Below are 12,961 nucleotides of genomic sequence, written 5' to 3' on the forward strand. Positions count from 1 at the left end.
TGAAGCCGCCCTCGCGTCAATTGTTAATTCAGCAGCCTTTATACCGACTGGATGAAAAGTTCGAGATGCCCTCCGCTCCTAAAATTTCTTCTCGCTTTTTTCGCTGGGCTGCCCTCGTGCGTCTCCCCAATACGCCTACGGCGATCGCCGATGTCTTGGCAGGTTACACTCTAGCATCAGGAGCCTGGTTGCCACCTCTGCCTTTCGCACTTTCGATCGTCGCGGTCGTCGCACTTTACTGGGCTGGAATGGTATGGAATGACATTGCCGATGTAAAACAAGATCTTGCCGAACGCCCCCATCGTCCGATCCCGAGTGGCTCGGTAGCGATACAGGCAGCAAAGATTTGCGGCTTAACTCTATTCGCCATCGGCATTGCTGTCAGCATTGCTATCGACCAGATCCTCCGATCTGACGCGGAGAACTCTAGTTGGAATTTTGGCGTCACGTTGACCTCCGCAATTTTAATCGCATTCATATTGCTATACGACGTGGTCGCCAAAAAGACGTGGGCTGGCCCTTGGCTCATGGGCAGCTGTCGCGTTTGCAGCTTATTGTTAGGCTGTGCGGCTGGCGGGCTGGCGATCGAGTCGTTCGAAACGCACGTGCCGCGTGTAGCTATAATCGTTGCGGCAATCGGCCATGGAGTCTACGTCGCCGGATTCACGCTGGCTGGTCGTAAAGAAGCAGCCAAAAGTTCGCACATCGATCTAAAACTAGGCTGGCTAACGGCCCTCGTAGGCATTGTCATGCTAGGCTCAGTTGACTTCATTGCCAACCAATTTGGAATCGATCAGACTCACCGAAGAATCGACAACGTAGCAGTCTACCCACTGCTGATACTTGTGCTAGCGATTCCGCTCCTGCGTCGTGCTGCAAAGACTCTGCGAACTATGGAAGGGCGTGACATTCAAGCGTCCATCAAGCAAGCGATTTTTTCAATCATCTTTTTCGACGCCGCGATTGCACTGCAGTTCGGTTCTGGCCTGCAAGCGATCATCATTTGCTCGCTGATTTTTCCAGCGTTGTTTTTAGGAAAATGGCTGCATTCGACTTGATGATAGTTGGCTTTCCCTTAGAGAAAGCTCAGCCTCTATCGCACTTTAGCCGAGCGGAAGGCGACCATTTCCTTACCAACTAACGCTACCTAACGAACTAATAAGCTCGAGCGAAGATTGCCTTCTGCTGGGCAGGTTTTCCTGTGTAAAAACAGGTGCCGGACGTTTCAGGCTGCCCCAATGGTATACAGCGAATGGTTACTTTCAGTTCGTCTAACAAAGGCTGTACTTCTTCTTCCGAGGCGAAGTAGCAACTTGCAAAGCCCCCTACCAAGGCGTCATCGTTACCGGTCGTAAAGAAATCTCGAAACTCCTTTTCAGTCGACAATTCGACCGATCTCTCCTCCCGGTATTTTTTAGCCCGCTCAAACAAGTTCTTTTGCATCTCTTCCAGGACCGTCGGCAGATTCGCCACGAAATCGGCTTGAGGCATACCGAACGATTTTTCTTGATCGCGACGGCCGACAAAAACGGATTGATTTGCGAGATCCTTTGGTCCAATTTCAACTCGAACCGGTACGCCACGTTTGACGTGATACCATTTCTTCTCACCGCCGCGCAGATCGCGATCGTCCAAAATCACACGTATTGGTTCGCCGGCATAACGCTGTGTTGCTAATTCTTTTTTCAAAACATCGCAGGCGGCAAGCACCTGAGTGCGAGTTTCATCATCCCGGTAAATTGGCATAATCACGACGTGCGCTGGAGCGAGTCGTGGCGGCAAGACCAACCCGTCATCGTCCGAGTGCGTCATGATCAGTGCCCCAATCAGCCTGGTCGAGACCCCCCAGCTTGTTGTCCATGCATGAACAATGTCGCCGTTTTGATCCTGAAATTTGATCTCCTGTGCTTTTGAAAAGTTCTGCCCTAGAAAGTGGCTCGTACCAGCCTGCAAAGCTTTGTAGTCTTGCATCATCGCTTCGATGGATAGCGTCATATCAGCGCCGGGAAATCTCTCCCCAGGCGTCTTTTCCCCTTTGATTACGGGAACGGCCATTACATTTTCTGCAAAGTCAGCGTAGACGTCCAACATCAATCGTGTTTCAGCCATCGCCTCGTCGGCAGTAGCGTGTACAGTATGGCCTTCCTGCCAAAGAAATTCGGCAGTCCGCAAAAACAATCGCGTCCGCATTTCCCATCGCACGACGTTTGCCCATTGATTGATCAGAATCGGTAAGTCGCGGTACGACTGCACCCACTTGGCGTACATGGCCCCGATAATGGTTTCGCTGGTTGGGCGTACTACCAGTGGTTCTTCCAGTTCACCCGCGGGACGCAAGCCCCCTTTGCCGTCGTCCTCCAGACGGTGATGTGTAACCACCGCGCACTCTTTCGCAAAGCCTTCGACATGCTGAGCCTCTTTTTCTAGAAAGCTCTTGGGAATGAATAGCGGGAAATAAGCGTTTTGGTGGCCCGTCGCTTTGAACTCGGCGTCCAATACTTTCTGCATGTTTTCCCAAATCGCGTAGCCCCAGGGTTTAATCACCATGCAGCCGCGGACGGGTGAATTTTCCGCTAAATCAGCTCCTTTGATGACTTGTTGAAACCACTCGGGATAATTTTCTTGGCGTGTCGGACTGATGGCGGTTTTGGGAGCTTTGTTCATATCGAAGATTTTTGCAACTAAAAATTGTGATGGAGCGTCCAGTACTTGCGGCTGCCGCTCGTCCACAATTGCTTTGGGTTGGACGCATTTATACGTTACAGTACAGGCTGCAGATTGTATTGCAAAGCGTTCCAATCCCCTACCCCAGACATGCTGGAAGGCCACGCTGCAACGCCGCCGTGTGTAAATCCCATCCTTGACACTACCAGTTTTCGTATCGATGAAAGCCCGCCCCTTTGCGACCGCAATATTAATCCGATCGCTAGCGCTGGGCCTCTTCGGAGCTTTGACTTCTGCTGTTTTTGGACAAAGCACCGACATCGAATGGGATTCGTTCGATTCGGACAATTTTACGTTCGTCCGCATTCAATATGACAGCGTAGGTGGCGAAGGCGAAGCGTATTACTACGTCGACGGTCGCTTATGTCCGCGATGGGCGACGGACCACCCGCTGGGAGGACAGAACCTTACCTTTCGGCTGAATCAATTGACGACGATAAATGCTAATCAAGGCACTTTAGTAATGCGCCTGACCGATCCGAAACTGTTTAGCTACCCGTTGATATTCATGAGCGACCCGGGGTGGCAGCGATTATCAAAAGCAGAACAAGTTGCTTTACACGAGTACCTAGATCGCGGAGGCTTTCTGTGGATCGATGATTTCTGGGGAATCGCGGAATGGGAGAATATGGTCGACAACACAACCGCTACAACAAATGACTGGAAGTGGAAAGACATTCCAGCCGATCATCCCATCATGTCGACCGTGTATCCGCTGAAAGATTGCCCTCAAGTTCCCGCTCGACAGTTTTATCGCAGCGGCGGCGATACGTTCGAATCACCCAATTTTCACCGATACCCACATGGTGGCTATGAAGAAGTGTCCCAAGTTCATTTTCGCGGACTGTTCGACACGAACGACCGCTTGCTTGCCGTTGCGACTCACAACACGGACATAGCAGACGGATGGGAACGAGAAGGCGAGGATCAAGAATTTTTTGAACGCTTCTCGGTAAAATCTTATGCGCTGGCGATCAACATTGTCGTCTACGCCATGTCTCACTAAAGAAAATGGCGCCTCAAAAGACAAAGGGCAAGCCTTAGTGACTTGCCCTTTGCGAGCGTTGATTCTATCGACTAATGAGTCGGGTTATGAAGCGCCAACTTTGGCACCTTCCAACTTCCAGCCTTCACGGTATTCGCGAGCGATGAACTTGTTCATTTCAGGATGGCTCGGGCTTTGCATCTTGGCTGCATCCCATTCGATGCGCTCGCCAACACCACCACGCAGAGCGAAAATACCGACCAACATGGTTTCCGTTAGGCGGCCAGCGTAGCCGAAGTTCGACATGGTTCCTGGCTCGTATTCGCCAGTAATTGTCTTGACAAACTCCCATTTCTGACGCTGATCGTTTCCACCTTCAAAAGGAATTCGTGGAAGTGATTGTGCTGGTTTTTCAAAGTCGCGAACAGGCTTGCCTTCGCGAATCAAGTCGTATCGCGCACCGTAATCGTCTGGCGAGAAGATCAGACCGTTGGAGCCAACGACCACCGCACCGCTAGTCTTGCCCCCGGAATTGTCGCGTTGTTTTGCAACTCGATCTTGGAAGCTCGCAGGCAACTGCTTGATAATTTCCTCGGGCGGTAGATTTCCACCGTCGTACCAGAAGAAATTGGTTGCGGCCATGCCTTCACGCTCTGGGAATTCAAACTTCAATACAGAGTTCGAAGGATACTGTTCGTTTTCAACGATACCAGAGTTTGCAACGGCGGTAACTGCGATTGGATCCCACAGTTTCAAAGCCATTACAGGCATGTTGGTGGTATGGCAAGCCATATCGCCCAGTGCGCCGGTACCGAAATCCAACCAACCACGCCAGTTGAAATCGTGATACGCGGCTTCCTTGTAAGGACGCATCGGAGCAGGTCCGATCCACGCATCCCAGTTGAGCGCTTCTGGCACTGGGTCGCTACCTGCGGGACGACCTTGACCTTGCGGCCAAATTGGACGGTTGGTCCACACGTGAACTTCCTTAACTTCACCGATTGCGCCCGAGCGAATCACTTCGACAGCTTCACGCAATCCATTTTCGCTCGTGCCTTGGTTACCCATCTGAGTAACAACACCCATCTTCTCCGCAGTCTCGCGCAGCATACGTGCTTCCGCGATCGACCAAGTCAGTGGCTTTTGGCAATAGACATGCTTCTTCATGTTCATCGCCATCATCGCTGCTAGCGCATGAGTATGGTCAGGAGTGCTGACGGTGACCATATCGATCTTGTCACCAAGCTTGTCCAGCATCTCGCGAAAGTCTTGGAACTGTGCAGCGTCTGGGAATTCGCGTGCTTTCTTTTCGAGAGAACGTGCATCGACATCGCAAAGACCTGCAATGGTAACACCATGTTCACCGATGTGGCTAGTATCGCTGCTACCTTTGCCGCCGATACCGATGCAGCCAGCCGCAGGAGCTTCAAGAACCGAAGCATGAGCGCGACGCGGACGAAGGCTTGTGCCCAGATAGACACCGGCGCTGATTGCAGCCGATTGCCCGAGGAACTGACGGCGGGAGTTACGTTTTGACATAACCGAATTAACCTTTTCTAAAGTGATAACATAGTAGAGCGAACGAAAAACCAAACAGAACACACCGGCAATTTGCGCCTTCAAAAGTCCCGGTTCTCGCAACAGCCCAGCGGAATTTAGACACCCGCTGCCTGGCATCAATGCCTGTTTAGTATACGTACGAGAAGGTAGTGCAAACAAGTATCTGTTTGAACATAAATGCTTTGTTTGAATTCCTTACTTGATTTTGAATCCTGGTTATCGGTTGGACGGCTTCGCCCCATGAAATGGCTGCGGAAAGCGATCGCCCTGTGCCGCAGGTCCGACTAGTACCAAATGGGCGAGCAATTTCGCCAAAAACTATTGCAACGTTTGTGAGTTTAACGATTTGCGGGCTGCGAAATTGATGCAAAATCCCTTATAATTTTGCCCCCCTGTCGATTCCTCACCATTATTCGCTGATTACGGAGCTATTGATCCATGCCCGCCAACCGTAAGGTTTTCTTGTCCGCTTTGCGTGCCCCAAATGCCCTTGCCGTTATCTCGCTCTGTGCATTTTCGACCGGTTGCAAGCCAGCGACTCCGGAAACGGCCACTGCGCCAACGACTTCAACCGCGACGAAGGAATCTTCAGCTCCACAAGCTCCTACGGCTCCAAAAGCACCAGCGAAACCAGAAGCAGACGATTTAGCCGCAGTCGAAAAACTAGCAGTTGCGGGCTTTGCTCTCGTGAAAGATGACGCGGGAAACGTCACGGAAGTCTCGGTTGCACGCACCGAGCCATCAGGCGAATTCATCTCTGAATTAGCGGGTTTGCATAGCGTCAAGATTCTTAGCCTATCGGGACCAGGCGTTTCCGATGAAGGCATGTCAGCGCTTGCGAATTTAAAGTCGCTACGCCGTTTGGATCTAGGCAATTCTGCGATAACCGACGCGACGCTCGAACAAATTGCCAAGCTGCCCGATCTAGAGGTGCTCGTGCTGACGCAAACCGCCGTGTCAGACGATGGACTTGCCAAGCTTACCGACTTACAAAAACTGCGAGCGCTAGATCTCAAGCGTTGCGTCATCACAGATAAAGGCCTGGTTCCCATCGGCAAACTCAGCTCATTAGCGGACCTGCAACTTGAACGAGCCAAGGTGTCCGCCGAGGGGCTCAAAGAACTAGCTGGCCTAACAAAACTTAAGTCACTCAATCTGAACATCACTGGCATCAACGATGAAGCCCTAGCTGAAGTTTGCAAAATTGAATCTCTGCAGTCACTTCAGATCGATTCAACGCGCATTAGTGACGCGGGAATGCCTAACATCAAGAATCTCAAGAACCTGACTCGACTCGCAATGCGATTATGCGACGTGACCGGTGAAGGCTTAAAGAATCTGGCTGGGATGGAAAAGATCACAAGACTGGAGTTGAGAGAGACGTCCACCGACGACGCGGGCCTTGAGGTAATCAGCAATTTACCGAACGTGGATTATTTGATCCTCAATGAATGCAAGCTGATTTCCAACGAAGGGATTGCCAAGCTCAACAAGCTAACAAAACTAAAGACACTGGAGCTTTGGGAAACGAAACTGAACGACGAGGGTTTAAGCTCGCTGAGTGATCTGACCAACTTGGAAAAGCTGAACTTGGAAGCAACTCGAATTACCAATAAATCCGTTGATACACTGATGACATTCCAAAAGCTGGAACACCTCAATATCGGAGGTACCCAACTGGACGATGATGCCGCAACTAGGCTCAAAGAACTTCCAAACCTGTCGTACATCAACGTCCGAAACAGTCGGATTGGTTACGATGGCGTCGATCAATTGACCGCCGCCAGAGAAGGTATTCAAATCGTCGAATAGCGACCTTGTGGTCGGCTAAATTATTTGCCCATCGCGGCCCATTTCAAGCCAGCGACTAGCGTTTTCAAGAATACTTGGTCTTCAAAGGTTTCAGTCGAGTGTCCGTAGGTTGTTCCGAACACTCGCGCTTCGCCGTAAGTATTCGTCCAAAAAACGGGATACTCTTTTCCGTCGACTTCACTTTTTGAAAACGCAAGCGGTTTTGTGTTCGGCCAAACTTTGTCGATGACATACAGTTCGTCCTTGGCGCTTTTGTAATCTTCGGGAATAGCGGCAACAATCGGATCCGCTGGAGTTGCAACGCGAACTGAATAGTTGCTTTGATGCTCGTGCCGCTTGGAGGTCACTCCCAAAAATTCTCGCCAGTCGTCAATTTCTGCCGAACGATAAGTGTGCATTGCGCAGTGGATGACGACGGCATTGGTTCCACTATGATGGGCGGAAGTAATCTTGCGAATGTATTCCGGGTCATTGGTGTCAGCAAAACATTCGTTATGAATTACAACGTCATAGCCTTCTGCCCATTTGGGATCGTTGTAAAGTTCGATTTTAGCTCTCGTTCCAGTTCCCCCGCGATTAACAACGACCCAATCGACGGCAAGCCCGGCGTCTTTCGCAGCCAACTGCATGGCCTTTGTTTGAAATTCGTAGTCGTGACAGCATCCGCCAGTAACTAGCAAGACACGAATCGTTTCAGTGCTCTTTTCATCTTCTTGAGAAAGAGTCGGAGAGGCAACAAATGCACACAATGAGGCGAAAACTAAAAAGCGTAGCATGGGGAGGACCTTTTGCAGAAACTGACGGGGCAATTTGTTATCCAGCCTTAAATGGTAGACTTGGATAATCGATCATTGTAATCTGCATCTGTCGACGATGCGATCGACCTGTTTCAATTCGTACTTACCAACCGTCCGACTACCCGCTGCTATAAATGAAGCGAAATCGCAAACCAATTTTGACTTTTGATTGCCCGCATTGCGGCAAGCCGGTAAGGGAGAATGCGAGTGCTTGCCCTCATTGTGGCTCGGATGATGAAACAGGCTGGTCGCTTGACAACGACGAATACGTTGAAGACGAGTTCGACTATGATGAATTCATTCACAAAGAGTTTCCGAAAGAGTCAGAGCGGTCTGGTGCTCGATTCGGCAAGAAAGAACTTTGGACGATTATCGTAATTGCTCTTCTTGCAACAATGATCTTGCCACTATTTTTATAACTCGTGAGCTATCCTTCGCACTTTACAAACAAGTGGCTTCAAGCATGCAAAAGCATCGTCTCCGTCGTTTGTTCATCTATCTAATTGCGGAACTGTGGATCAGCTTAATCGTTCTGCAGCCCACTCATGGTGATGACATTGCGGCCAAACGCCAAGACAGGGTCTTAAGTGAACTGGCTGCTGCAGAAAGGCTCGTGAAAGAGAATCCAAATTTCGCTCGTGCTTACCTGCAACGTGGAATGGCCAATTTTGCTGCAGGCAATATCGAAGCATCGATTGATGATTTCGATAAGTGTATCGAGTTGACTCCCAGCATGAAGCCGGAGCTTTGGCAGCGCGGAATATCGCTCTACTACGCAAAGAAATATACAGACGGAGTTGACCAGTTCGAAGTCCATCACACGGTGAATCCTGACGACGTTGAAAACTCTGTCTGGCATTTTCTATGCCTTGCTAAGATCGAAGGCATCGACAAAGCCCGTGAAAAGCTGATCGATTCGCGAGGTGATTCGCGTTGGCCGATGATGCCGATTCTTAAGATGTTCCGAGCCGAAATGACGGCAGAGGAAGTACTCAAGTCCGTGAACCAACCTTCGGTACCATCCCATGGGTCGGCGACGGCCAAGTTTTACGCGCATCTCTATGTGGGCTTGTTCCATGAAGCTAGCGGCCGTTCTGACGAAGCCGCTAAACATTTGCAACTAGCATTAGAACAGAAAACGGGTGGCTATATGGCTGACGTTGCATTTGTAGATCTGCAAATTCGAGAACTTGCATCATCCGCGGCTTCAAAAGAGAAACAACCCGATAATGACTAGGAGAGATCTGGGTGAAGAACTTTGCATGACAATTCTGCACTTGCTCGATTCACTGATGGCATCGCTCACCCTCACGCGAATTCAGTTGGCAGAAGAATGAAGGCAGAAGAATGGATTGCGCATCATTCTTTTGCCTTCATTCTCTTGCCATTATCTGATTCCTTCGAACAGGGTGCCAGTAAACGGACGCGCGTCTGTTCAAGCGTTGGCGATTGGCCAATCAACTGAGTGTCCGACTTAAGATTTAAAACGCAGAGGCGCTGAGTGCGCAGAGTATCTGCAGAACTGTTTTTTCTGCGTCCTCTGCGTCTCTGCGTTATCAGTTCCTAGAGTTAGAAGCTTATGGCGACAGAGGGCGTATCGCGGGTCGAACCATCGAAGATCTTTGATGGCATCGCTCACCCTCACTCGAATTCAATTGGCAGAAGAATGAAGGCAGAAGAATGGATTGCGCATCATTCTTCTGCCTTCATTCTCTTGCCATTATCTGATTCCTTCGAACTGCGTACCAGTAAAGCGACGAGCGTCGGTTCAAGCGTTGGCGATTGGCCAATCAACTGAGTTTCCGATTTTAGAATTAGAAAAAGCCCAAAACTAATTTCGGCAGAGGCTCTAAGAGAGATCTGGATCAAGTACCGTGCAACAGCAAGTCGCAGTTGCAATTAGCCGCTTGCGGTTGTCTACGATTTCGCATTCGACAAAGCCAATCTTCAGTCCTCTTTGACGAACCTTTGCCGCGGCTGTCAGTGTTGAACCGCGGACGGCCCGGATGAAGTGAATGTGCAAATCGAGTGTCGCAAAATCTTGGTTGTCATCGAGTGTGCGGCCAAAAGCAATTCCCATCGCAGCGTCGGCCAGAGCCGCCAGAACGCCACCGTGCACACGCCCCATCGGATTATGCAGACGGTCACTGACGGGCAGATTAACGATCGCTTCACCTGGCTGGCCAGGTTGAACGTCGAAGCCGATCATCTGTGAAATCGGTGCCGTGGCAAATCGTTCGCCAGAATTCTCGCTTGGTTTCGTTTGCTCAGGCTCAGACAATGGTTCGGACGTTTCGGTTAGTATCGGTACTGCAGGCCCAAGTCAAACGAATGTGCGTTAACGTGAGTTTCACTGAAATTAAAGGCCGGATTGAGCGATCCAACCAGCGGATTGGAAAGATTAGCGGCCAGGTCACTGTCGAGCGCATCGCCCACACGAGTGACTTTCGGTAATCTTAGGTAAGTATAGCCCACGGTAAAGTGCAAGTTCTGGGTCAGTAGGTACCCGGCATTGAATGCCAACTCCGGAACAAGAACGAATGTCGATTCTTCATAGACGCCTGCATTCGTTCGCCGTGCCAGCAAGCCTTGATCTGTTTCGTTGGTTCCAACGCCCGGGACTGTCGCTCGTGAGAAGCCGGAGATGTTCGTCGTTCGGTTCATCGTACCAAAACCGATCTTGGCCATGCCATCGAAGTACCAACAACCGTCGTGGGCGCTACGCAGGTAGCCGATTTGCCCACCGTTAAACTGATTCGCGGTCGAGAATCGGTCTTGCAATTCCAAGCTCGTTCCAGGAGTCAGCGTGGTCGAAGTTGGAAGTGCCAAAGACGATGAATCAAATGTTAACGACTCGGCAAAGCGAACCTTTTGATATCCCCACAGAAAATCACTTCGTACTAGTTCGTCTTCGGCGAGTCGGTGCCTAAACAACAGATCCCCGCCTTGAACTTTTGATTGCAGCGAAATATCGAGCTCGCCATCTCTTTCGCCAGGAAATGAGAGTAAGTTCGTAGCTGGCGTCAACGTGCCACTCGTAATGTCATTGAACGGCCGAGCCAGAATCGCATTGGTCGAAGAATCCCCATTGAAGTTGATCGTGTGCGAGCCTGAATTGTACAAGCGAACCCATGCACCACGTTGTTGAATGGGATCTAGCCACAACGTGATATCAGCGCGGACGCCCTGCTTAGCATCGTTAAGTAAACCACCGCCTCCAAACAGATCGACCGTACTGTTTCCTCCCAGGAGCGCAACGTCGTTAGGGCCCAGCGATGCATCCGTATCGGAAGTTGCAAGGACTGGCACCGTTGATTCCGTTTTCCAAAAGGTAGCTGACGCCACGCGAAACTGCATGCGGCATAACAAGCTATTGACGAATCCTGGAGCGTCAACCAGAGGATTGATAATGGACAGACATGGCCGCGGGCCGCAGCCAAACTGGTTGCATATCGAATTCCCATAAACTAAATCATCGCAGTTGCTGCCACTAATACCACCGTCATAGACGGCGTCAAAAATCCCCTGGTTGAAATCTTCACCATAGCCAAGGTTTGTCGTCGTCACTTCAGGGCCTTGAGCGAGCGGCATCGACTCATACGTCGGCACCTCGGGTATCCCAAAATCATCGGCATGAGCATCGGGAACCGGCAAAGGATGCGGATCTACCTGATAGCCACTTGCTGCTTGCACTGACGCGGAGTCGTCCTGATCTTCATAGACCTCTGCAGAAAACTGCAAGGTTTGTTTGCCGGTCGGTTTGACCGACCAATTTCGATTTGCAGGATTGATAGCGCGACGAACAGGAGAGTGATTAACGGCAACTTCAACGGTCGCCGTTTCATCAGCCGCTTCGATATCGACGGTTTGCGAAAGGGCTACGGGAGTGTGCGTGAAGATGCCAAGTGCAATTGCAATTGCCAGCGTTTTTCGCGACGTAGGACTTGGAATCCATTTGCAAACCATTTGATTCGCCTCGACCTGTAATTGGTACTTCGTTGATTGGCTATCTAGCCTTACCGATTACATCGACCGCAACGATCGCAAAGATTGAGCAAAACTGGCAAAGCTTGCGGGCAGAATTGCAATATTTTTAGAAAAGTTTGCCAAGTCGACTCAAGGACAGCCGCACTTGTGCACGCGTGAATACTGGAATGCTACGCTCTACCATTAGCGAGCTAACCCTCTATGCTAAAGCGGCACTGGCTCCATCGACTTCAAAGTGCCTTCCCGATTTGCTTGCCAAACGACATCGTTGGTGGTATCCAACGCGGTCAAGACGCCTCCGCCGTAGCAATAAGTGTCGATGCACACTAAATGCGGCATCGCAACTATTTCACCTTGGCGATTATGTGTGTGACCGACGATGGCCCGACGTCCACTCATGTGCGGTTCTGGCAAAAACTCTGTTAGTTTGACCCAGCGAAGCAGGTCGTCCGGCTGCTCATGCGGCTCTAAATCAGCGTCGTAGTTGGCATGAAAAAATAGGTGCGTGTCATTGGCATAGTAGTCCTCGAGGCCGAGCAAAAAATCGCGATGACGCTGGTCGACAACGCTCAGATCGCCGACAAACTTGTATGAATCCAGCGTATCGACACCGCCGTGACGCAACCATTCGTAGGGCTCCGCTTCCTCGAAAAGCACGTTTTTCATCATTACTTCGTGGTTTCCTAAGAGGCAAACCACTTTGCAAGCACTTTGCAATTCAATCAGACGATCGATCACTTCTTTGCTGGCTGGGCCACGATCGACGTAGTCTCCCAGAGCGACGATCGTATCGTCGGGATTTGGCGAAATAGCATCCAAAATACTAGCAAGAGCTTTGTCGCAACCGTGGATATCGCCGATTGCAATCGTTCGTCCGAGCATGCGTCAGTTGTGAAAAGAGAGGTTTGGAAATCAGGATAAGGGTTAAATGATAGACTTATGCCTTAACATTTAACAAGGAGCAAGGGCAAGTTCGTGTGAAATGCCTAAACTGTAACTTTACATGGCTTTACTCGCGTACAATGGCATCGAACCGGCTCGCTGACAACCGCGAATTCCCGCATTATCGCAATCATTCCATACGAATTTGCCGAAT

11 protein-coding genes are annotated in these 12,961 nt (G+C 50.4%); 5 read left to right on the forward strand and 6 right to left on the reverse strand.

Going from position 1 to position 12,961, the window contains the following annotated elements:
- Positions 1–65 precede the first annotated feature (65 nt).
- A complete protein-coding gene (locus SH451x_RS22935; protein ID WP_479359548.1) occupies positions 66–1,058 on the forward strand; it encodes a UbiA family prenyltransferase in 993 nt (330 codons plus the stop codon).
- Between the two features lie 97 nt (positions 1,059–1,155).
- Here the strand turns inward: SH451x_RS22935 and proS are convergent, their stop codons facing one another.
- Complete coding sequence (proS, locus tag SH451x_RS22940) at positions 1,156–2,664, reverse strand: proline--tRNA ligase (RefSeq protein ID WP_479359549.1); 1,509 nt, start codon at positions 2,662–2,664, stop codon at positions 1,156–1,158.
- A 220-nt stretch (positions 2,665–2,884) separates the two neighbouring features.
- On the opposite strand from proS, the gene SH451x_RS22945 reads away from it, so the two are divergent.
- Entirely contained in the window at positions 2,885–3,730 is an 846-nt protein-coding gene (locus tag SH451x_RS22945; RefSeq protein ID WP_479359550.1) for a DUF4159 domain-containing protein, read from the forward strand.
- Positions 3,731–3,814: 84 nt separating this feature from the next.
- Here SH451x_RS22945 and SH451x_RS22950 read toward each other — a convergent pair whose 3' ends face one another.
- Positions 3,815–5,248, reverse strand: coding sequence for a Gfo/Idh/MocA family protein (locus SH451x_RS22950; protein ID WP_479359551.1), 1,434 nt, complete (start codon positions 5,246–5,248; stop codon positions 3,815–3,817).
- 459 nt (positions 5,249–5,707) lie between these two features.
- Here SH451x_RS22950 and SH451x_RS22955 point away from each other — a divergent pair, with 459 nt between their 5' ends.
- Entirely contained in the window at positions 5,708–7,081 is a 1,374-nt protein-coding gene (locus SH451x_RS22955) for a leucine-rich repeat domain-containing protein (protein WP_479359553.1), read from the forward strand.
- A gap of 20 nt (positions 7,082–7,101) precedes the next feature.
- On the opposite strand, the gene SH451x_RS22960 is transcribed toward SH451x_RS22955, so the two are convergent.
- Positions 7,102–7,857 carry a ThuA domain-containing protein gene (locus SH451x_RS22960; protein ID WP_479359554.1) on the reverse strand — a complete coding sequence of 252 codons (756 nt, stop codon included), beginning with the start codon at positions 7,855–7,857 and terminating at the stop codon, positions 7,102–7,104.
- 155 nt (positions 7,858–8,012) lie between these two features.
- On the opposite strand from SH451x_RS22960, the gene SH451x_RS22965 reads away from it, so the two are divergent.
- Positions 8,013–8,297, forward strand: a complete 285-nt coding sequence (locus tag SH451x_RS22965) for a zinc-ribbon domain-containing protein (protein WP_479359555.1) — start codon at positions 8,013–8,015, stop codon at positions 8,295–8,297.
- A gap of 44 nt (positions 8,298–8,341) precedes the next feature.
- A complete protein-coding gene (locus SH451x_RS22970; RefSeq protein ID WP_479359557.1) occupies positions 8,342–9,115 on the forward strand; it encodes a tetratricopeptide repeat protein in 774 nt (257 codons plus the stop codon).
- Positions 9,116–9,727: 612 nt separating this feature from the next.
- On the opposite strand, the gene SH451x_RS22975 is transcribed toward SH451x_RS22970, so the two are convergent.
- The 3 genes from SH451x_RS22975 to SH451x_RS22985 form a co-directional block, all read right to left on the reverse strand.
- Positions 9,728–10,159 (reverse strand): PaaI family thioesterase, encoded by a 432-nt coding sequence (locus tag SH451x_RS22975; RefSeq protein ID WP_479359558.1) that lies wholly within the window; start codon positions 10,157–10,159, stop codon positions 9,728–9,730.
- 17 nt (positions 10,160–10,176) lie between these two features.
- Positions 10,177–11,844, reverse strand: coding sequence for a BBP7 family outer membrane beta-barrel protein (locus SH451x_RS22980; protein ID WP_479359559.1), 1,668 nt, complete (start codon positions 11,842–11,844; stop codon positions 10,177–10,179).
- A gap of 225 nt (positions 11,845–12,069) precedes the next feature.
- Positions 12,070–12,747: a metallophosphoesterase gene (locus SH451x_RS22985; RefSeq protein WP_479359560.1), complete on the reverse strand. Its 678-nt coding sequence runs from the start codon at positions 12,745–12,747 to the stop codon at positions 12,070–12,072.
- Positions 12,748–12,961 lie beyond the last annotated feature (214 nt).

The organism is Njordella aestuarii, from assembly GCF_056494165.1.